Origin of the sequence: Vagococcus martis, assembly GCF_002026305.1 — a bacterium.
Classification (GTDB): domain Bacteria; phylum Bacillota; class Bacilli; order Lactobacillales; family Vagococcaceae; genus Vagococcus; species Vagococcus martis.
The window spans coordinates 719,380-740,615 of record NZ_MVAB01000001.1; the positions used below are offsets into that span (position 1 = coordinate 719,380).

A 21,236-nucleotide genomic window follows, 5' to 3' on the forward strand; every position below is an offset into this window, starting at 1 on the left:
TTTTGTTAAATAATAAAAAAGAAGTCACATCATATGACTTCCTATTATCATTAAACACTTCCTATAATTAACGGCATAAACAAACCTGCTATATTAAAGTAAATCAACACACTGGTCAAATCACTTAGTGTCGTAATAAACGGACCACTTGCTACTGCAGGGTCAAATCCAATTTTTTCCATCAATATTGGAATTAGACTACCAGCTAAATTCGCAATCGTAATCGCACAAAGCATGGCTATTCCAATGACAAGCCCTAACGGAAAATTTTGTTTCCAAAAACCAACAACTAAGAAAATAACCACACCCGTTACTGCTCCTGTGATAATCCCTGTTAATATCTCACTCATAATTAATGAGAAAAAGTTCAGTTCTTTATCATCAGAGACAGCTAGTTTTCTAACTGCAACGGCTAATGATTGCGTTCCTGCATTTCCAGCAGTACCGGTTATCAAAGAAATAAATACAGCTAAAATACTCGCTTCACTAATCAGCACTTCATAGTGACTTATCAATGACGCTGTCGACATACCTAAAAACAGAAGTGTTACAAGCCACGGCAATCGTTTCAATGCAGCTTGAAAGGAACTTTCAGTTGTTGCTTCAACATCGACCCCGGCCAAACCAGAGTAATCACTCGCTGCCTCATCATCAATAACGTCAATGATATCATCAACAGTAATAATCCCTAATAAATGGTTATTATCATCAACGACTGGAATAGCAAGAAAGTCATAATCACGAATCATTTTTGCAACTTCTTCTTGGTCTTCATTTACACCAACACTAATCACACGCTCGCCCATCATCTCTTCAATCATCATGTCATCATCACTCACAATTAAATCTCTTAGCGAAATAACACCCACTAATTGATTGGTTAAGCTGACAACATACACATAATAAATGATTTCAGCTTCTTGTGCTTTTTTCTTTAAAAGCGTTAAAGCAGAACGAACTGTTTGATTCGCTACAATCGATACATATTCTGTCGCCATGATTGAGCCGGCTGTTTTATCTTCATAATGAAGCAGTCGTTTCATATTAACCGATGTTTCGGGTTTCATACGATCTAGATACGTTCTAGCAGTTTCTTCTTCTAACTGACTCAAAATATCAACCGCATTATCGGTATACATGTTTTCTAAAATAGCCACGACATAATTAGGTGACATCTCTGTGATATAATCTGTCAATCCTTCATGGTCTTCCTCGATGACATCAAGCATATCAGCCATCTCTTTGGGTGACAAATAAGCATACATCAGATGACGTTCTTTTTTATCTAAAGATAAATAAAATTGTCCCTGTTCATACAAATGCCAATCAAGAAACTTTTCCCTAAAAACATCCATATTCTGACTTTGCAATAACTTTAGCAATTCTTTTTCTTGTTCTTCTTTGTTTAACACTTCTGTCATACCAACGAACTCCCCTTACTCTATTAACTCTTTCATATCATTTGGTAATGGCAACTCAAATGTTAACTCCTCTCTTGTAAACGGATGTAGGAAAACTAACTTCTGACAATGAAGTGCTTGCCTATTCAATCCTTTTGTTAAGTCCCCACCATACAACTCATCTCCAATTAACGGACATCCAATCTCTGAAAAATGCACACGAATTTGATGTGTTCTTCCTGTGTGTAACTGTACCGCAACTTGTGCGATATCTTGACTTTTTTCGACTAATGTATATTCAGTTAATGCTTGTTGTCCACTTTCTATGACGCATCGTTTAATAATCGATGTGTTATCTCGTCCTATAGGTAAGTCAATCATCTCATGCTCGCTTAAACGAGATAAATCGCCACCAACTAACGCATGATAATATTTCTTTAATTCACCCGACTGAAGTTGTTTATCCATCATGGCATGTGCAAATCCATGTTTAGCAAACATCATTAACCCAGTTGTGTCTCGGTCAAGACGCGTCACAACATGTATCACACGATTGACATAATTTTGCTGATTATAATAATATTTGACGTAGTTCGCCATTGTACCATTTTTATGATATTGTGATGGAATAGATGCCACTTCTGTTGGTTTGTTAACAATCAACAAATGCTCATCTTCATACACAATATCTAAACTAGATTCAAAAGGAAGCATCGTTTCGTGCTCCCCTTCATCTGGAATGATAATGGTAACAATATCGCCTAATTTTACTTCAAATTTTGTATTTCTCACTTGTTTGTTTACTAAAAGTGTTCCACCTTGAAACTTAATTTTAGCTAATAATCGTCTTGAAACGCCTTGATTATTTAAAAAACGTTTTAACGTAATCTTATCTTCATCTACTGTCCAGCTAAATCTCATAATCTCTCGCTACTTTCTTTTGAAGTTCCTATAAAGGCATTATTCACACGACGCCAAAAATGTGTATGTCGATACAAAGCAAAATGAATTCTTTTTTCTGATAAGCAGAATGTTACATGTTTGATGTTTGAATTTGTTAAAGATAAATTATCTACATGCAAACTATATGTTTCTCTTTTTTTCATATCTAATCTGATCCATTCATCTGGTGCAATAATCATAGGAGACCCTAATGACCGATATACTCGGTTATTTAGCGAAGCTATCTCATTTAATTGTAAAGTATTAACACGAGGATGTACCACCGCACCACCTAAACTTTTACTATACGCTGTTGAACCAGTTGGGGTTGAAACAGATAATCCATCTCCCCTATAGCACTCAAATAGCTCATCCTTGATGAAAACATTGGCTACCATCGTACGATCCACATTTTTAATTGTCGCTTCATTAAGTGCTAAAAAATGTCTATCTGGCATATTATTGGTGTATGTCAAACAGACATCTAACAAAGGATAACTCACACTATTTTGCTTTTCTTCTTTTAAACTTCGAACAAGTTCATCAATTTCATAATCACGCCAATCCGTATAAAATCCTAAATGACCCGTATGAACACCGATAAAACGCACAGTATCCAACTGACTTTCGTACGCATGAAACGCACTCAATAAAGTCCCGTCACCACCGATTGTAATAACCACATCTGGTTTTTTTTTATCTAAAATAAACCCAGCTTTGCGTAACTTTTCCAATAATTCTTGAGTTACTTTTCTAGATGTTGGCTTTCGATTGGAATACACTCTAATTCTCATCGCTTTCACCTCTCTTTTCATTAACATATCGTTCTAAATGCTCTAAATCTCGATAAGAAAAGAGATGTTGAGCTTCTTGTATCTCATCACGAATTTTTGACATTTCTTCATCCAATAAATATGCTGCTTCAGCGGTTAACTCCAGGCGTTTATTGATTTCTTCTGGAAATTCACCGTCATACTTATAGTTCAATGAATGTTCAATCGTTGCCCAGAAATTCATCGCAAGCGTCCTAATTTGTATTTCAACATAGATTTTTTTCTCGCCCATAATGAGTTGAACTGGGTATTCTATCACTAAATGATACGATCGATACCCACTAGCTTTTTTATTGGTAATATAATCACGTTCATGAATAATTTTTATATCCGTCCTCTTACGTAGTAAAGAGACGACTTCATATATATCTTCTACAAATTGACACATAATTCTAAGACCTGCAATATCTTGCATCTCGTCTTCTAATCGATTTAAATCAATTCCTCGCAATGTTGCTTTAGTTAAGATGCTATCTTTCGGTTTTACACGCCCAGTGACAAATTCAATTGGGGTATGTAAATTATTCTCTTTGTATTGTGTTCTAATATTTCTGAGTTTCACTTTCAATTCCGAAACTGCCTGTTCGTATGGTGCCAAAAATAATTGCCAATTTCGATTTTCCATTTCATTCGCCACCTTTACTGTCAACATACATGCTATATTTTAACATAATTACCCATAAAAAGTTAGCACGCTAATAAGACAAGATAGTTGTTTTTTCATAAACAATTCATTACACTATTCGCGAGGTGAGGAATGTGGCAAAAGAGATAGAAATAGAATTCAAAAACATGTTAACTAAAGATGAATTTCAGCAATTATTAACAACTTATTTTCCTGATACCCCTGCTTTTTCTCAGACAAATTGTTATTTTGATACACCTGATAACACGTTGAAAGAAAAGTCAATGGGACTTAGACTAAGAAAAAGACAAGGAAAAAATGAATGCACTTTAAAAGTACCAACTTCCAATACAAATGCTTATCAAGAGATTACAGATTCTCTAACTGAGAAAGAGATTAACACTTTAATCAAAGAAGAAAGAGTTCCACTTGGTAGAGATGTGGCTAATTATCTGGAATCTATTGGTGTAGCTGTAACCGATTTAAAAAAGATTGGCTTTTTAACGACATATAGACGTGAAAAAAAATTAAATAACGAGTGTTTACTTGTACTTGATGAAAGTCATTTTGGAAAAACAGTTGATTATGAACTTGAAATGGAGGTCACTGAATCAAAAAAAGGGGAATTGTTTTTTAATGATTTTCTAATAAAAGAAAACATAAAAAGACATCCTGCTAGCAAAAAAATAGCACGTATGATAGAATATCAAAGTTAACTTTCAGACTTTAAAACAAAAGGCATTTCCCTTTTGTTTTTTCTATATTTTTGTTACATTATACGTGAGAAGTAGAACATTTTTTTATAAGGGGGGGGACGTAATGGTCGAAATTTATCTATTTGTGAATCCATTAGATGAGCTTTGTTTGTTATCTGAAAAGCGTTTTTTAGAGGCAATAGAGAAAGAAAACAACAAAGTCTACTTAAAATTAATTCCAGTATTAAATCCCTTAATTATACAACACTACCTGATTGATAATAATTACCCAACAAATGACCTGACTCATAGAAACCAGTTAGTTGAAACGATCTATTCGGCTTGTCTAGATGTTAAAGCTGCTCAACTACAAGGAAAAAGAATGGGAAGAAAATTTCTTTTTCATTTGCAAGATTTAGTTGGGAAGAAAAAAATGGCCTATTCTGAGGAATTAGTCGATACCATCTTAAACAAAATTAACGCTGACAAAGAAACATTTAAATTAGATAGACAATCAAAATTAATCAAAGATTTTTTCAAAATTGATCAACAAGTGGCTAATGAAATGGGTGTCAATCGCTTTGCAAAGGCCGTTATTTTTAACTATGACTCGACACGTAATTTTGGTGTCTTGATCGATGCTTTTTCATCATCAGATTTAATTAAACAATTACTAAAATCAGAAGATACCAACAGTTGCTGTGCCAAAATACTTAAATACTAAAAAGGAATGCCCTCATCATTAAGAGCATTCCTTTTTTATTTGATTAAAATGACTCAATTAACGCTTCTAACTCGTCTAAACGAGCTTCAAAGACTTTCATTGTTTCTTCAATATAAGCAGATTGCGTCATGTCTACTCCCGCGCGTTTCATCACTTCGATTGGATAGTCACTACTTCCTGATTTCAAGAATGTTAAGTAGTTTTCTAACGCACCTTCTTCTTTACGGATAATTTTATCCGCTAAAGCGGTCGCTGCTGAAAATCCAGTTGAGTATTGATACACATAGTAGTTATAGTAGAAATGAGGAATACGGCTCCACTCATAAGCAATTTCAGGGTCACGTTCTACTGAATCACCGTAGTATTTAGCATTTAACTCACCATAATACTCGCTTAAGTAATCGCTTGTTAATGGTGTTCCTTTTGCATCTTCAGTGTGAATAAAATGTTCAAACTCAGCAAATTGTGTTTGTCTAAAGATTGTTCCTTTCACACCATCTAAATAATGATTTAAGATAAAGGCTCTAACTTTAGGATCTTTTTCTGTTTTTAACAAATGATCTGTTAATAAGTTTTCATTCGTTGTTGAGGCAATTTCTGCTAAGAAAATAGAATAATCACCATATACATAAGGTTGATTTTTTCGTGTGTAGTAACTATGAACACTATGTCCCATTTCATGAACTAACGTGAATAAATGATTTAAACTTTCATGCCAGTTTAATAAAATATAAGGTTTTGTATCATAACTTCCTGAAGAATAAGCACCACTGCGTTTGCCTTTGTTTTCAATCACATCAATCCAGCGATCGCTGTAAGCTTCTTGAACGATTTCTAAATATTCTTCACCTAATGGAGATAACCCTTCAAGTGATTTTAATTTTGCCTCGTCATAAGTGTAACGAATTGGTGCATCTCCTAATATTGGTGTATACATATCATACATATGTAGTTCGTTAACATTTAATAGTCGTTTACGCAATGCCACGTAACGATGTAATAATGGTAAATTTTTATGTACCACATCAAGTAATGTATCATAAACAGATTCAGGAATATGGTTAGCACTTAAAGCTGCTTCACGTGCTGAACTGTAGTTTCTGATTTGAGCATTGAAATTATGTTTTTTTACATGAGACGATAATGTGCTAGCAAATGTATTTCTAAATTGTTTATAAACTTTGTATAACCCTTCAAACGCTTCTTTACGTACTTCACGGTTTGTACTTTCCATTAATTGACCATACATACCTGAAGATAATTGCACTTTTTGTCCATCTTCATCTGTCACAATCGGAAACTCTAAATCAGCATTGTTTAATACAGAAAATGTATGACTTGACGCTGAGAATATTTCACTTGCTCCAGCTAATAGTGCTTCTTCTTTTTCAGATAACGTATGAGCTCTATCTGCTGTAATTTGAGTAATAAAGTGACGATAGATTTCTAAACCTGCTTCTTCTTTAAAGTATGAATCAATCGTATCATCAGATAACGTTAACACTTCTGGGCCAAACCATGAAACAGCTTCCCCTGCTTTAGCAGCAATAGTACTTGCTTTTGCATAAAGTCCTTGGTAAAGTGCATCACTTGTGTCTTGGTCATTTTTTAAATGTGAGTACACATAAATTTTTTCTGTCGTACGATGAATAGACAATACATATTCAATCGCTGATAGAAAAGCTTTCGCACCATTTTTTAATGTTCCTTGATACTCACTTGCTTTTTCTAACTCTGCAGTCAATGATGTCAACGCCTCATTAAACGCATCATCTGATGCAAAAATAGGAGTTAAATCCCATGTTAATTCCTCTGGTAATTCCGAACGATTTGGTAATTGTTTTGTTTCACTCATTTTAAGTAACTCCTTTCTCATTATCACTTAATAATCATATCATATTTTAACGGAAGAGTTAGTCTTTCACTTCTTTTTTTAAAGAATTTTTTGAATTGCTCGTTATTCATCACACTTTCCTCATCAAAACATAACATATCCGTACCACTTAATTTCACCACTTTTATTTCCTGTAAAAAACTAACGTACAAAGATAAACAATAATCAACCACTTGATGTTCTCCCAAATTTGCATAGTCATCTATTGCTTCAAGTGGTAAATTTTCTAGCACATCTTGTTGCAACTCACGATATGTGAGCATTTTTTTATTTTGTAACACTTCAAAAGTAAGCCAACGAATCCGTATATCCTCTCCTCGCAGTAAAGGATGAAAAAAATTAGGGAAATAAAGATAAGGTGGTAAGTGAGCTAAATGAAGGTTGTGTTGATAAAAATATTCTTGCAAATCTTTAACGGTATTATCTGAGCATAGTAGCTGATCAGATAACTGTTTTCGTGTATTTAACATCTCTTCAAATGGCTGTTGAATCAAATACTCTGCCTTTAAGCCACACTCTGTCAATATATTAACTAATGACATCTCACCCAAAGAAAACTGTTTTTTTCTTGTTACTATTTTTTTGTTTTTTGAAAAAAGATAATAAGTTACGACTAAGAGATTATCTTCAACTAGTAAACAAAAATCAACATACCCTCTAAAGCAGTTAAAATAAATAAAATGCTTTTTTAATTCTGTTAGCTTCACTTGTTTGCCTAAACGACTGCCTAAAACCCAAAATACTTGATAACCATGCTTTTTATATTGTGTTGTTCGTTCAATCAACCTTTCAATACTAAGAGAACTACATTGAAATTCAATTGCTAATTTATTTTGTATCAAAACATCTGCTCGTTGATTAATTTCAGGAAGATATGCCTCTAGTTCATACTCTAGTCCAAAAGTGGCACAATTTCGCGCAATCAACGATTTTCCTTTTAAATGTTCTAATGTCTCTGGCTCACTCGTAGCCTCACAATTTGATAGTGTTTTATGAGCAAAATGTGGGAATTTTATCTTCCCTTTCTTTAAAATCACTTCATTTTGACAACATGGACAATAATAGATTTCTGATTTTACTGCTTCATGACTACTAATCAATTGTTGTGCATCATTTTTTGCTATCAACATCCTTCTCACCTCTTTAACTCAATATTCGTAAAAATAAGAAAAAGGTTGAAAAAAAGAGAGGATTATCTGATACTTAATGAAGAATTGACTGGAGGTATATCTTGTGGATACTGAATTATTGAAACAAAAAATAATTGAAGCAAGTAAAGATATAGGCATTGATAAAATTGGGTTCACAACGGCTGAGCCCTTTGACCATTTAAAAACAAGTTTAATAGAACAAAAAGAAAACAATCATACAACAGGATTTGAGCATGGAAATATTGATGAACGACTCTACCCTGATTTAATTTTTAATCAACCACAATCGATTATTTCCATTGCACTTGCTTATCCGACTCGGATGAACGAGCGACTAAAATCAGTTCGTGGTGAAAAACGCGGGAAATTTGCTAGAGCATCTTGGGGAACTGATTATCATCATATTTTAAAAGATAGATTAGATAAATTAATCACATTTATTAAAGAACAAGCACCCAAAGAGTTAGAATTAGATTTTAAGCCAATGGTGGATACTGGTGAATTGATTGATGTCGTGGTAGCGCAACGTGCTGGTCTAGGTTTCATCGGAAAAAACGGCCTACTCATTACAGAAGAATTTGGTTCATACGTTTATCTTGGTGAAATTATTACTAATATTCCTTTTGAACCAGATACACCTATGGAAAATCAGTGTGGTGAATGCACGAAATGTATCGACCAATGCCCAACTTCGGCTCTTTTAGGAGATGGACGCATGAATGCTCAAAAGTGTTTATCTTACCAAACGCAAACAAAAGGCTTTATGCCAGAAGAATATCGACCTAAGATTCGTTCAATTATTTATGGATGTGATATTTGTCAGGAAGTTTGTCCCTTCAATAAAGGAAAGAATTTTCATTTTCACGAAGAAATGGAACCTGATCCAGAAATTGTGACACCTTTGTTAAAACCTCTATTAACTATTTCAAATCGTGAATTTAAAGAACGTTTTGGTTATCTTGCAGGGTCATGGCGAGGAAAAAAACCGATTCAACGAAATGCTATTATTGCTTTAGGAAATGTGAGAGACAAAACCAGCATTCCTCATTTATTAAGCTGTATCGAACAAGATCCACGACCAGTTATACGTGGAACTGCTGCTTGGTCTTTAAGTAAAATTGACCCAACAAATCCTGCTATTTATGACTTTTTAGTTGAATACCTTGAAAAAGAAACAGACGAAGAAGCAAAAGAAGAAATGAGAAACGCTATTGATAGAATGAGAATTTAAAATAAATATAAGATAGTTGACCTTTTTTGTTAAGAATTAGATAACAGATAAGTAACAATTTAATAAACATTTTAAAAGAACTGAGTAAATTTACTAACATTTTACTCAGTTCTTTTAATCTTTTCTTAGAATCTTTGATACTATAACTGTGGGGTATAATAAGGTATTTCAAATTAAGGAGGATTTTTATGACAAAATCAACAAAAAAGGTAACCCTGTTCGGTTTAATCTTAATGATTTTTACCTCAGTGTTCGGGTTCGGTAATGCTCCAGTCGCCTTTTATCGTATGGGATATGGTGCTATTATTTGGTATATTTTAGCAGCACTCTTTTTCTTTATACCATATGCACTAATGATGGCTGAATATGGGTCGACATTCAAACATGAAAGTGGTGGGATGTACACTTGGATGGAAAAATCGGTTGGACCAAAATATGCGTTCATCGGGACATTCATGTGGTATACATCTTACATTATTTGGATGGTAAATGTGTCTACAAAAGTATTTATCACCCTGTCTACAACTTATTCAGGGTCTGATAAAACAAATTATTGGAGTTTGTTTGGACTTGATTCCACTCAAACAATCGGGTTACTAGCTATTTTATTTATTATCATCGTGACATTTTTTGCAGCAAGAGGGTTAGATAAAATCACAAAAATCACTTCTGTCGGTGGGATTGCCGTTACATTTTTAAATGTGGTATTAATCATTGTCAGCTTGATTATTTTAATCTTTAACAAAGGTCAAGTCGCTCAACCGATTGAAGGAATGAAAAGTTTTATTGATTCTCCAAATCCAGGTTTCAACTCTCCTCTAGCTATTATTTCATTTTTAGTATTTGCTATTTTCGCTTATGGTGGACTAGAAGCTGTGGGTGGATTAGTAGATAAAACAGAAAATGCTGAGAAAAATTTTCCTAAAGGAGTTATTCTTTCAGCGATCATCATCTCTATTGGGTATGCATTAACCATTCTTTTATGGGGTGTGTCAACAAACTGGGATTCTGTTTTAAGTGGTGATAATGTCAATCTAGGTAATATCACTTATGTCTTAATGAATAATCTAGGATTTGAATTAGGTCGAGCAATTAATTTATCCACAGATACTGCTTTAGCTATTGGGCATGCATTTGCTAGATTTACAGGTTTATCCATGTTTCTAGCTTACTTAGGTGCTTTCTTTACTTTAATCTATTCACCACTAAAAACGATTATCGAAGGAACACCAAAAGGACTTTGGCCTGAAAAAATGGTTAGAGAAAATGACAAAGGCATGCCAGCTTTTGCTATGTGGATTCAATGTGTGATTGTGGTTCTTATCTTAGCTTTAGTGTCATTTGGTGGGAAAGACGCACAATCATTCTATAATGTGTTAACCTTAATGGTAAACGTCTCCATGACGATTCCTTATCTATTTTTAACGGGTGCTTTTCCAGCATTTAAACAAAAATCAGATATTGATCATTCAATCAATATCTTCAAAACCAAAACACAATATATGGTGAGTACGATAGTCGTCATGGCTGTCATTGGTTTTGCTAATATCTTTACCATTATCGAACCTTTATTTAGAGAAGGCGGACCTGTCTGGGGAGATACACTATGGCAAATTGCTGGACCGGTATTATTCTCATTAATTGCCTTACTTTTATTCAATCGATATGAACGACATACAAAAAAATAAACTAAAAACAGCCAAGGCATGATGCTTTGGCTGTTATTCTTTGTATATTTTATTATAGAAGATTAATTCGTAAATCAACACAACTAAAGAGATAAGTGCCACCACGACAAAGAATTTTAACATCACATATAAATTAGTTGAATACCTCAACCAAAGATAGAATAAAAAGAGAATCACTATCAATTTACCTCGTGCATTCAGTTTATTTGTAAGAAATACTCTAATCCATCTTTCTTTCTCATAAGTGACACCTTCTTTCATTTACTTGTAATTAAAACGCCTCTAACTCTAATGAAGCATGCTCCCAAGATTCTAATAACGTTTCTTGTTTACTATAAGACTCTCTTAGTTCTTTATCTAACTCCAAGAGTTGCTCGTGATCTTCAAGTACTTCTGGTTGTTCCATCTCTTTTTGAATTGCTTCAATTTTTTCTTCCATCTCTTGTAAATCAACTTCTAATGATTCCACCAATCTCTCTAATTTCCGCTGTTCTTTTTGTCTTTCTTTTGATTCTTCGTAACTTAGTTTAACCTTTGTCATGTGTTTCGTTGGATTATCTTGTTCACCATCCAGTAATGCGTTACGTTCCTCTTCTTCTTCTTTTTTCTCGATGTAGTAATCATAATTCCCATGATAATAAGTACTACCATCTTCTGACAACTCTAAAACGCCTGTCGCAATTCGGTTAATAAAGTAGCGGTCATGAGAAACAAATAGCAATGTGCCATCATATTCGATTAAGGCATTTTCTAATACTTCTTTACTATCTATATCTAAGTGGTTAGTCGGCTCATCTAGAATTAAAAAGTTATCACGTTGCATCGCTAATTTGGCTAATGCGACACGGGCTTTTTCTCCCCCACTTAATAAATTAATCGTCTTTTTAACATCTTCTCCAGAAAATAAAAAGCTACCTAATAAAGTACGAATATCTTTTTCAGGTGTCGTTGGGTGCTCACGCCACAATTCTTCCAACACGCTTTGACTTCCACTAAGTTTTCCTTGCTCTTGGTCATAGTAACCAATATCTACTTTATGGCCAATATCAGCTGTTCCTTTAATAAATGGGATATCTCCAATAATACTCTTTAATAAAGTCGATTTACCAACTCCATTTGGGCCAACTAAAGCAATGGCTTCTTGTTTACGCAAAGCTAGATTAATCGGTTCACTCAAAATAAGATCATCATACCCCACTGCCACATCATCCAGCGTTAGCACTTCTCTACCTGACGTGCGATTTATTTTAAATAGAAAATGAGCTGATTTCTCATCACCTAAAGGCTTCTCTAATTTTTCCATTTTTTCTAATTGTTTACGACGACTTTGTGCTCGTTTTGTTGTTGATGCCCGTACAATGTTTCGTGCCACAAAGTCCTCTAGTTTTGCAATTTTATCCTGTTGCTTTTCGTATTCTTTTTCTTCTTGTTCTAATCTCTCAGCTTTCATTTCTAAAAATTTCGAATAATTACCTTTATAATGACTAATTTTTCTTCGACTAATATCATATACTTCATTCACAATCTTATCTAAGAAATAACGGTCATGGGATACCATCAAAATAGCCCCACGATAGCCTTGTAAATACCATTCTAACCAATTTAATGTATCAATATCTAAATGGTTAGTCGGCTCATCTAAAATGAGTAGATTAGGTTTTTCCAATAACAAACGAGCCAATGCTAAACGAGTTTTTTGACCACCTGATAGATTTTGAATTGGTACATCAAAATAGCTTTCATCAAAACGAAATCCATGTAAAACAGATTTTATTTCAGACTCATAACCATATCCATTCATTTCATTAAACTCATGTTGTAATTTATCGTAATCTTTTAGTACTTGTTGATATCTTTCTTCATCATCATGGATATTTGGATCGGCGATGTTTTTTTCTAATTGTCGTAAGTTTTTTTCCATCTCTTGAACATAGTCAAAGACACTTAGCATCTCTTCCCAAATCGTTTTATCTGATTCTAAACCAGTATGTTGGTCTAAATAACCAATTGTTAAATCTCTTGTTTTCGTAACTAAACCTGTATCTGGCTCTTCAATGCCAGCTAAAATTTTTAATAATGTCGATTTACCTGCACCATTACGTCCAACAAGCGCAATTCGACTTTTATCTTGTATATCTAATTGTATGTTTTCAAATAATACATCATCTCCAAATAACCTAGAAACATTATTAGCTTGTAATAAAATCATGACGTCCTCCATCTTTTAACTTCTAAAAACAGTTTATCATAAAACACAAGATATGTTTGGTATATTTATCGTTCAAAGTTACTCAAGTGTAAGCGTAAAAATTGCTTTTATCCCTTAGTAAAGGTATCCTATTAACGTGAACTTTATAACAATGAGGGTATAAGATTGAAAAGTGAGGGAAATTATTATGAAAGACACGACTATTCCAAAGGCAACTGCCAAAAGGTTACCTTTGTATTATCGATATTTGAAATTTTTATTTGATTCAGGAAAGAAAAAAGTCTCTTCAACCGAGTTAAGTGAGGCTGTGAAAGTTGACAGTGCTACTATTCGACGTGACTTTTCTTATTTTGGGGAATTAGGTAAACGTGGTTACGGGTATGACGTGGAGAGTTTAATGACTTTTTTTGCTAAAACGTTAAATGAAGATCGTTTAACAAATGTAGCTCTTGTCGGTGTTGGTAATTTAGGACACGCATTATTGAACTACCGTTTCCATCAAAGTGATAGTATTCGTATCAGTGCTGCATTTGATGTTAAACCTGATATTGTTGGTCGCATACTTGATGGCGTTCCTGTCTATGATGCTAATGATATGGTTGAGCAAATTCGTGCACAACATATTGATGTTGCCATTTTAACCGTCCCACCAGCACATGCACAAGAAAATGCTGACCGCTTAGTTGAAGCTGGAATCAAAGGCATTATGAATTTTACACCAATTCGTATCAACGTTCCAAAAGATGTGCAAATTCAAAATGTTGACTTAACAAATGAAATGCAAACATTAATCTACTTTTTGTCTAACTATAAAGAAGACTAAATAAAAAGCTTATCGACCGCTGTCGCTAAGCTTTTTTAATTTAGCCAAAGCACTATCCCATTCATCACCATATGTACCAGAATAGATGTTAAAATACTTCCACTTTTTTTATAAATATATGAGAAAATAATGCCCAAACCAAAATAAATCATCAGATTTCCACTCGTGTGCATCAACATAAAAAACAAAGCACTTATCACCATTCCCACCCAAATCGGTAATTTTTGTCCAATCCAATTGACAAAACTAAACCGAAAAAACAACTCTTCCATGATAGGATTAAATAAGATTGATACAAACAAAAATAAATACGTTCGTTGGCTTGGTATATCTGTATTGAGATTTAATCTAGGAAAAATAATATGAGTGATAAATAAAACTCCCCATTGGATCATAAAACTTAATAACAGTCCTACAACTCCCCACCCTACTATTTTTTTTATAGAAAAAGTTGATGTTGTTAACGTATCTTTTTTTGTTGTTTTAAAATAAATAACCAAAATAAAAAATACTATGACACTATAAAGCAACATAGTTTGATTGTCATTTAATGAAAGAAATAAATGACCGTTCAATAAAAATAAATATAAAAAGCTTGTATACACCATATTTTGATTCAATGTCATCTGTGTTTACACCTATCTTTTCTATCGTTGATTTTGATATCTTTTCTTATTGTATCAAAATACTTGCAAAAAAAAACATTTATCTGTATTATAAAAGATGTGATTAGCACTCGATAAATAAGAGTGCTAAAAAATATAAAATTATGGAGGGATACACATTGTTAAAACCATTAGGAGATCGTGTTGTTATTAAAGTAAAAGAAGCAGAAGAAAAAACTGCCAGTGGATTAGTTTTAACATCAGCTTCAAAAGAAAAATCTCAAACAGGTGAGGTCATTGCTGTTGGTGATGGTCGTACTTTAGAAAATGGGGCAAAATTATCCGTATCTGTAAGCGTTGGACAAACTGTCCTATTCGAAAAATATGCCGGTCAAGAAGTAAGTGACTCTGGTGAAGATTATTTAGTACTACACGACAAAGATATAATCGCAATCGTAGAATAAAAATAAAATGATGAGGTGAACAATAAATGGCAAAAGATATTAAATTCTCTGAAGACGCTCGTAGCTCAATGGTACGTGGTGTTGATACATTAGCAAATATTGTAAAAGTAACATTAGGACCTAAAGGACGTAACGTTGTTTTAGATAAATCATTTGGTTCTCCATTAATTACAAACGATGGTGTGACTATCGCTAAAGAAGTTGAACTTGAAGATCGTTTTGAAAACATGGGTGCTCAATTAGTGGCTGAAGTAGCTTCTAAAACAAATGACATCGCAGGTGACGGAACAACGACTGCAACTGTTTTAACTCAAGCAATCGTTCGTGAAGGACTTAAAAATGTGACTGCTGGGGCAAACCCAATTGGCATTCGTCGTGGGATTGAACTTGCTACTAAAAAAGCTGTAGAAGAATTACATGCTATTTCTAAAAAAATTGACTCAAAAGAATCAATTGCACAAGTAGCTGCTGTGTCTTCTGGTAGCGAAAAAATTGGTGAACTAATCTCTGAAGCAATGGAAAAAGTTGGTAACGACGGTGTTATCACAATCGAAGAATCTAAAGGGATTGAAACTGAATTAGATGTCGTTGAAGGAATGCAATTTGACCGTGGTTACTTATCTCAATACATGGTAACGGACAACGATAAAATGGAAGCTGTTTTAGAAAATCCATACATCTTAATTACAGACAAAAAAATCTCTAACATTCAGGATATTTTACCTTTATTAGAACAAATCTTACAACAAGGCAAACCATTATTAATCATTGCTGATGATGTTGATGGCGAAGCTTTACCAACATTAGTATTAAACAAAATCCGTGGTACATTCAACGTGGCTGCTGTTAAAGCTCCTGGATTTGGTGACCGCCGTAAAGAAATGCTACAAGACATTGCTGCTTTAACTGGCGCAACTGTTATCACTGAAGATTTAGGATTAGATTTAAAAGACACAACAATTGATGCGTTAGGTTCTGCAAGTAAAGTGGTTATCGACAAAGATAACACAACAATTGTTGAAGGAAATGGTGACAAACAAGCAATTGAAAACCGTGTATCATTAATCCGTTCTCAAATTGCTGAAACAACATCAGACTTTGACCGTGAAAAATTACAAGAACGCTTAGCTAAATTAGCTGGTGGTGTTGCTGTCATTAAAGTTGGTGCTGCAACTGAAACTGAATTAAAAGAATTAAAATTACGTATTGAAGATGCGTTAAACGCAACTCGTGCCGCTGTTGAAGAGGGTATTGTTGCTGGTGGTGGTACGGCATTTGTTAACGTATTACCAAAAGTCGCTGAACTTGATGTAACAGGTGACGAGAAAACTGGTGTGAACATTGTTGTTCGTGCTCTAGAAGAACCAGTTCGTCAAATCGCTGAAAATGCTGGTATGGAAGGTTCAGTTGTCGTTGATAAATTGAAACAAGCTGATGCAGGTGTTGGATACAATGCAAAAGATGATACTTGGGTTAACATGATTGATGCTGGTATCGTTGATCCAACTAAAGTATCACGTTCAGCTTTACAAAACGCTGCAAGTGTTTCTGCATTAATCTTAACAACTGAAGGCGTTATTGCTGACAAACCAGAACCAGAATCTGCCGGAATGCCTGGCGGTATGGATCCATCAATGATGGGCGGTATGATGTAATCTCTTTAAAAGAGAAATATTGATATAAAAGTAACCACATGAGGATTGAGTTCTCATGTGGTTTTTTGATGTGGAATGTGATGTGATTTTTATAAATTAATTTATTTTCAGGAGTTCTTTAAGATATTCTATTTTTTCAAAATCTTTGTTATTATTACCATTTGCCCTATAACTATCCTTACTAGAAGCTAAATAAATTTTAAGGTATGCTTCTGTAGATGGTGTGTAAAACTCAACATCGTCCCGTTTGTTCCATTCTAAATCATTTAAAGATACGTTTGCAAAAATAGGTAACGTGTCAATAACACCGTACTCTACAGAAAAATCATCTTTGATAAATTCGTGTTCATGCAAATCTATTAAAGTATACCCTAAGTCTTTCATAATTAACTCTATATTTTCCCAATCATCAATTCTTTCATCGTCAGGAGCTTCCCAACCTCTAGGGTCACCTTTGACGTGAATGTCAATATCTCTGGAATCCCAATTCTTACGTGTGATAAATTCTAAGCCTAATGAACCCATTAATAAAGGTGTTATACCTATATCATTTAATTTTTTTGCTATTTTTAAAAATTCATTTAATTTATTTTTCATAATATCACCCCTACTCTTAGTTTATTTTTTAACAAAATGAATATTACGACTAACTTCTCTAAAACCAATCTGTTGATGAAATAACAAACTATCTAAATTTTCTAATTCACAATCACTAGCAAATTCTCTACACCTTTTATTTTTAGCCCATTCTTCCCCTTTTAAAACTAATGCTTTGGCAATTCCTTTTCTACGATACGAACTCTCTACAAAAACACCTTCTAAATAACCACAAGGCTTATTTTTTATTCCCTCTACATAATCATTTCGAATTTCAAATTGAGCAAACCCCACAACCTCTTGATTCACCAAATAAAGATAAATCATAGATAACCTATTATTAAGTATCTTTTGAAATTCACATTCTAATTCCTCATAAGAACTATTTCGATAAATATTTCGAGCTAATTGTATTAATTTATCTATGTGAGTTAACTTACATTCTTCAATGACTCCTTTATTCCTTCTTTCGCTTTCGTGACTTATCATTTCTTGAATCGCTGGATAAGTAAAACTTTCAAGTTCACTATCTAAAAAGAGTACTTCTTCCATTTCGTACTCCAATTTATTCGAAATTTCTTCTATTTCTGCAACAAATACTTGTCCATAATCCTCTAATCCATCTTTTTCTACACCTAATATGAACAACGGTTTAATGGTAAACTTAATAGCTCCTGTTTCCTCCATTAATTCTCTCTTAGCACATTCTTCTATTGTTTCATTAGGTTCTCGATGACCACCTGGTATTTCAAAAGTGGTTCTATCTTTATGTCGTACATAAACAGTTTTTCCTTTATACTTGGCTACAATCATTGCAATAATTAATTGCTCATCATTTATTTCTTCTAATTCATATGTTTTTAACTTCATTTATTCACTCCTAACCACCTAAAATTTTCTATTTTATTATTTATCAATTACAAAATCAGAGCATTTAACTAAAGTCGCTCCTTTATTTTTCAGATGTTTATTAAATATGGTTCTAAAAGGTTTTATAATCGAATCATGACCATCTTCTACTAATGTTACCTTGAAATGTTTTTGTAAGGCACTCTTACAAGTCGCTTGAACACAAGCATTACTCATTAAGCCTGTTACAACAAATTCATTAGGATTTAATTCATTTACACTATTACAAAATTCTTCTGATGAAAATGAACTTGGCTTACTCTTTGTTATCACATAATCAGATTGAGTAAAATGTAGTTTGCTATATAAATTTCCTACACCAGTTTGCTCTACATAAATGATTGGTAAATTATTATTTTTGAAATAATCGACTACTGAATTAACATTCTTTATAAATCTTTTCTTTCCTAATAACGAAGACGTTGTAGCTTCCTATATATCAATAACTAATAATACTTGTTTATTCATGAAAACACCTTTTAAAGACATTTGAAGTCATTCGCACATTTACTTTTAAAATCTAAGAGCTGTAAATAATCCCAATAAATTAATATAGTTATGAAAAAAAATAACACTCAATCGTATTTCTTCACATAATTTTGAAAGTTGTTTTTTATACATTTTTTTTACAATTCCAATATGATAGTAATCGTCACTCACAAAAATTTTAAATAATATATAAGTGTTAGTTACTTTTTTTAAACCAATTTGTTTCAAAATAATATTAATAGATTCACTTATCTGTTCATAACTATCATCTAAATGATTAATAGTTAAATAATTATTGAATTGTAGAAACGAAAATATTCTTTTGTGAGGTTCTTTTTGCAAATCATAAATTGATTTATAAGGATAATTTTTTATCAAACTTTTCTTGTGATTTTGATAGAAAACTTCTACATTTCCTATCTCTTTAACAGAAGTAACGAGTAGATTTTCTGCCTTAGGAGAAATGATTTTAGAAATGGCCAATACCTTATTTAAATAGTTTAAATCTACTGATTTATTCGTTTTATTAAGAAAGGAGATAAAAAAATTATAATATATCTTTTTCTTACTTTTTTTAATTTTTTTGTCATAAATTTTCAACTTTATAGCAATTTGTAAAATAACCATACCAAAAGCAGTGAAACCAGTAATATTAAGAGGTATTTTTAAACGAAAGTAAAGAAAAAGCATAAAACAAACTAGAAAAATATAAAAAATAATATCGGAGACCTCGTATAAGTCTATTTTTTTAAGAAAGGTTTGAATAATATTTTCCTCCCTATCAATGGCTATAGGTTCTGGCAGAGAAAATTGAGTAACATATTTATCATGTATCCAAGTTTCGTAACCACCAGATCCAATTGAATTACCTATAATGTTAAAGTCTTCAAACTTTTCATAAGCTGTACTATTTTCAAAGGAATTGAATAGTTTAATCCAATATTCTAGTACTTCGCTTTCATCGCTCATTAATATTACATCGAAACAACTTATTTCAACCCACTGTGAATCTTTAAAGTACATTTTAATTATAAGAATAAAATCTTGATACATATTTAATAGATAAGGATAAGCAGCTTCTATATATCTGGTATTATAAGTTAATAATTCTATATAACTTTTTGAGGGTATTTTGATACACTCCAATTTCGGAGAAAACTCTATATCTTCTCGAACAGCTTTAAAAAAGTCTTTAGTATGTGTTATTATATTTTCCTTATCTTCATTTCTAAATCCTAAAAACCAAAAAAAAGGCATTGAATATTTGGCCTCAAATACTGTGGTAGTTTTATTACTCAGAGTAGAATAATTTCCCATGTAATGAATTCTCCATTTCATAATTGATGATATTCGACAATTTCCTTAGAAATAAGAATATTATTTTCAAAATATCTCTATTTTTTACTTTTTTCATGATACCATAAATTTAATTAATTGCACTTTATATATTTTTCATTTGTCAAATTAAGCTAGACAAAATATCATTGTCTACATAACTCAAAAATACTTCCAATGGTGTTTTATAATTTAATGATTTTCTAGGAATATTATTTCTTTTAGATGCGATAGAGTGGATAAAAGATTCCTCAACTCCGTTGAAATCCATTTGTTTAGGCAATCCATCTTTACGTAATAACCCATTAGAGTGTTCATTTAAGCCTCGTTGTGACGGTGTTCCTGGATCGGCAAAATAAACATCAATATCATTTAGATTGCTGATTGATCTCCAATTAGAAAATTCTTTACCACAATCGAATGTGATTGATTTAAATAGATGGCATGGAAGCTTTTTAAACCAATTATTTAAACTATTTTCGATATCTATTGCTCGTCTGCCTATTGGTTTTAACGTAATAATCACTTTCTATAGTCTTTCAACGAGTGTGATAACAGCACTTTTATGATTTTTTCCAACAATTTTGGCATCTGGAGTCCATCCTTGAACAATCTTCTTTTGAATGTATTCTGTTTCATTATCAAATAAAGAAATAGGACGTCTGCCACAATTCTTTTTATTATTTTTGTATCTTTTATAGTAATCTAGTGCAGATACCCCCTCGTCAAGAGCTTTGTAAATATTATAGATAGTCTGTTTTGCTCGTTTCAATTGTTTCGCAACGTATGTTCCTTTTTTCTTTTGACGATAATAAGATTCTATCAAAACTAGCTCGTCTGTAGTAAGATGTGTATAGGTCATTTGTGATTACTCTCCTTGTTTTCTTTGGTTTGAAATACAATTTGAGTGTATCACAAATGATTTTTTTTTAGTTGTCTAGCTTAATTTTACAATTGGCGTAATATC

18 protein-coding genes and 3 pseudogenes are annotated in these 21,236 nt (G+C 32.7%); 7 read left to right on the forward strand and 14 right to left on the reverse strand.

Annotated elements, in window-relative coordinates; all coding sequences use genetic code 11:
* Positions 1–50: 50 nt before the first annotated feature.
* The 4 genes and pseudogenes from mgtE to BW731_RS03410 form a co-directional block, all read right to left on the reverse strand.
* The gene (gene mgtE, locus BW731_RS03395) at positions 51–1,421 is read right to left on the reverse strand and encodes a magnesium transporter (RefSeq protein WP_079345725.1); all 1,371 of its coding nucleotides are present in this window, start codon (positions 1,419–1,421) and stop codon (positions 51–53) included.
* Positions 1,422–1,436: 15 nt separating this feature from the next.
* The gene (locus BW731_RS03400) at positions 1,437–2,321 is read right to left on the reverse strand and encodes an RluA family pseudouridine synthase (RefSeq protein WP_079345727.1); all 885 of its coding nucleotides are present in this window, start codon (positions 2,319–2,321) and stop codon (positions 1,437–1,439) included.
* Positions 2,318–3,136 carry an NAD kinase gene (locus BW731_RS03405; RefSeq protein WP_079345729.1) on the reverse strand — a complete coding sequence of 273 codons (819 nt, stop codon included), beginning with the start codon at positions 3,134–3,136 and terminating at the stop codon, positions 2,318–2,320. The genes BW731_RS03400 and BW731_RS03405 overlap by 4 nt, the downstream gene beginning before the upstream one ends.
* A gap of 52 nt (positions 3,137–3,188) precedes the next feature.
* Positions 3,189–3,800: pseudogene (locus BW731_RS03410) on the reverse strand (GTP pyrophosphokinase); the annotation flags it as partial.
* A gap of 134 nt (positions 3,801–3,934) precedes the next feature.
* Between BW731_RS03410 and BW731_RS03415 the strand changes: the two are divergent.
* Positions 3,935–4,516: a CYTH domain-containing protein gene (locus BW731_RS03415; RefSeq protein ID WP_079345733.1), complete on the forward strand. Its 582-nt coding sequence runs from the start codon at positions 3,935–3,937 to the stop codon at positions 4,514–4,516.
* Positions 4,517–4,619: 103 nt separating this feature from the next.
* Complete coding sequence (locus BW731_RS03420) at positions 4,620–5,219, forward strand: DsbA family protein (RefSeq protein ID WP_079345735.1); 600 nt, start codon at positions 4,620–4,622, stop codon at positions 5,217–5,219.
* 43 nt (positions 5,220–5,262) lie between these two features.
* Here the strand turns inward: BW731_RS03420 and pepF are convergent, their stop codons facing one another.
* Both pepF and BW731_RS03430 read right to left on the reverse strand, forming a co-directional pair.
* Positions 5,263–7,074 (reverse strand): oligoendopeptidase F, encoded by a 1,812-nt coding sequence (pepF, locus tag BW731_RS03425; RefSeq protein WP_079345737.1) that lies wholly within the window; start codon positions 7,072–7,074, stop codon positions 5,263–5,265.
* A gap of 23 nt (positions 7,075–7,097) precedes the next feature.
* Positions 7,098–8,243 carry a competence protein CoiA gene (locus BW731_RS03430; protein WP_079345739.1) on the reverse strand — a complete coding sequence of 382 codons (1,146 nt, stop codon included), beginning with the start codon at positions 8,241–8,243 and terminating at the stop codon, positions 7,098–7,100.
* A gap of 103 nt (positions 8,244–8,346) precedes the next feature.
* On the opposite strand from BW731_RS03430, the gene queG reads away from it, so the two are divergent.
* Positions 8,347–9,495, forward strand: a complete 1,149-nt coding sequence (gene queG, locus BW731_RS03435) for a tRNA epoxyqueuosine(34) reductase QueG (RefSeq protein WP_079345741.1) — start codon at positions 8,347–8,349, stop codon at positions 9,493–9,495.
* A 188-nt stretch (positions 9,496–9,683) separates the two neighbouring features.
* Positions 9,684–11,183, forward strand: a complete 1,500-nt coding sequence (gene yjeM, locus BW731_RS03440) for a glutamate/gamma-aminobutyrate family transporter YjeM (RefSeq protein WP_079345743.1) — start codon at positions 9,684–9,686, stop codon at positions 11,181–11,183.
* Positions 11,184–11,454: 271 nt separating this feature from the next.
* On the opposite strand, the gene BW731_RS03445 is transcribed toward yjeM, so the two are convergent.
* Positions 11,455–13,392 (reverse strand): ABC-F family ATP-binding cassette domain-containing protein, encoded by a 1,938-nt coding sequence (locus BW731_RS03445; RefSeq protein WP_079345745.1) that lies wholly within the window; start codon positions 13,390–13,392, stop codon positions 11,455–11,457.
* Between the two features lie 187 nt (positions 13,393–13,579).
* Between BW731_RS03445 and BW731_RS03450 the strand changes: the two genes are divergently transcribed.
* Positions 13,580–14,215: a redox-sensing transcriptional repressor Rex gene (locus tag BW731_RS03450; RefSeq protein ID WP_079345747.1), complete on the forward strand. Its 636-nt coding sequence runs from the start codon at positions 13,580–13,582 to the stop codon at positions 14,213–14,215.
* A gap of 35 nt (positions 14,216–14,250) precedes the next feature.
* Here BW731_RS03450 and BW731_RS03455 read toward each other — a convergent pair whose 3' ends face one another.
* Positions 14,251–14,841: a CPBP family intramembrane glutamic endopeptidase gene (locus BW731_RS03455; protein WP_079345749.1), complete on the reverse strand. Its 591-nt coding sequence runs from the start codon at positions 14,839–14,841 to the stop codon at positions 14,251–14,253.
* A gap of 143 nt (positions 14,842–14,984) precedes the next feature.
* Between BW731_RS03455 and groES the strand changes: the two genes are divergently transcribed.
* Both groES and groL read left to right on the forward strand, forming a co-directional pair.
* Positions 14,985–15,284, forward strand: a complete 300-nt coding sequence (groES, locus tag BW731_RS03460; protein WP_269844047.1) for a co-chaperone GroES — start codon at positions 14,985–14,987, stop codon at positions 15,282–15,284.
* A gap of 26 nt (positions 15,285–15,310) precedes the next feature.
* Positions 15,311–16,939, forward strand: coding sequence for a chaperonin GroEL (groL, locus tag BW731_RS03465; RefSeq protein WP_071457451.1), 1,629 nt, complete (start codon positions 15,311–15,313; stop codon positions 16,937–16,939).
* 96 nt (positions 16,940–17,035) lie between these two features.
* On the opposite strand, the gene BW731_RS03470 is transcribed toward groL, so the two are convergent.
* The 6 genes and pseudogenes from BW731_RS03470 to BW731_RS03490 form a co-directional block, all read right to left on the reverse strand.
* A complete protein-coding gene (locus tag BW731_RS03470) occupies positions 17,036–17,536 on the reverse strand; it encodes a phosphoribosylanthranilate isomerase (protein ID WP_079345753.1) in 501 nt (166 codons plus the stop codon).
* A gap of 21 nt (positions 17,537–17,557) precedes the next feature.
* Positions 17,558–18,223 (reverse strand): aminoglycoside 6'-N-acetyltransferase, encoded by a 666-nt coding sequence (gene aac(6') / locus BW731_RS12830; protein WP_408645959.1) that lies wholly within the window; start codon positions 18,221–18,223, stop codon positions 17,558–17,560.
* A gap of 24 nt (positions 18,224–18,247) precedes the next feature.
* A pseudogene (locus BW731_RS13050) lies at positions 18,248–18,406 on the reverse strand (NUDIX hydrolase); the annotation flags it as partial.
* Positions 18,407–18,442: 36 nt separating this feature from the next.
* The gene (locus BW731_RS13055; RefSeq protein ID WP_079345757.1) at positions 18,443–18,838 is read right to left on the reverse strand and encodes a cysteine hydrolase family protein; all 396 of its coding nucleotides are present in this window, start codon (positions 18,836–18,838) and stop codon (positions 18,443–18,445) included.
* 120 nt (positions 18,839–18,958) lie between these two features.
* Complete coding sequence (locus BW731_RS03485) at positions 18,959–20,251, reverse strand: hypothetical protein (RefSeq protein ID WP_079345759.1); 1,293 nt, start codon at positions 20,249–20,251, stop codon at positions 18,959–18,961.
* A gap of 142 nt (positions 20,252–20,393) precedes the next feature.
* A pseudogene (locus tag BW731_RS03490) lies at positions 20,394–21,131 on the reverse strand (IS30 family transposase).
* Positions 21,132–21,236: the final 105 nt, after the last annotated feature.

What these genes read in the sequence shown, in the direction of transcription:
- BW731_RS03450 (WP_079345747.1), top strand. Translation starts at nt 13,580, where the DNA reads ATGAAAGACACGACTATTCCAAAGGCAACTGCCAAAAGGTTACCTTTG.
- mgtE (WP_079345725.1), bottom strand. Translation starts at nt 1,421, where the DNA reads ATGACAGAAGTGTTAAACAAAGAAGAACAAGAAAAAGAATTGCTAAAG.
- pepF (WP_079345737.1), bottom strand. Translation starts at nt 7,074, where the DNA reads ATGAGTGAAACAAAACAATTACCAAATCGTTCGGAATTACCAGAGGAA.
- BW731_RS03420 (WP_079345735.1), top strand. Translation starts at nt 4,620, where the DNA reads ATGGTCGAAATTTATCTATTTGTGAATCCATTAGATGAGCTTTGTTTG.
- BW731_RS03455 (WP_079345749.1), bottom strand. Translation starts at nt 14,841, where the DNA reads ATGACATTGAATCAAAATATGGTGTATACAAGCTTTTTATATTTATTT.
- yjeM (WP_079345743.1), top strand. Translation starts at nt 9,684, where the DNA reads ATGACAAAATCAACAAAAAAGGTAACCCTGTTCGGTTTAATCTTAATG.
- groL (WP_071457451.1), top strand. Translation starts at nt 15,311, where the DNA reads ATGGCAAAAGATATTAAATTCTCTGAAGACGCTCGTAGCTCAATGGTA.
- BW731_RS03405 (WP_079345729.1), bottom strand. Translation starts at nt 3,136, where the DNA reads ATGAGAATTAGAGTGTATTCCAATCGAAAGCCAACATCTAGAAAAGTA.
- BW731_RS03485 (WP_079345759.1), bottom strand. Translation starts at nt 20,251, where the DNA reads ATGGGAAATTATTCTACTCTGAGTAATAAAACTACCACAGTATTTGAG.
- groES (WP_269844047.1), top strand. Translation starts at nt 14,985, where the DNA reads ATGGAGGGATACACATTGTTAAAACCATTAGGAGATCGTGTTGTTATT.
- BW731_RS03445 (WP_079345745.1), bottom strand. Translation starts at nt 13,392, where the DNA reads ATGATTTTATTACAAGCTAATAATGTTTCTAGGTTATTTGGAGATGAT.
- BW731_RS03400 (WP_079345727.1), bottom strand. Translation starts at nt 2,321, where the DNA reads ATGAGATTTAGCTGGACAGTAGATGAAGATAAGATTACGTTAAAACGT.
- BW731_RS03470 (WP_079345753.1), bottom strand. Translation starts at nt 17,536, where the DNA reads ATGAAAAATAAATTAAATGAATTTTTAAAAATAGCAAAAAAATTAAAT.
- BW731_RS03430 (WP_079345739.1), bottom strand. Translation starts at nt 8,243, where the DNA reads ATGTTGATAGCAAAAAATGATGCACAACAATTGATTAGTAGTCATGAA.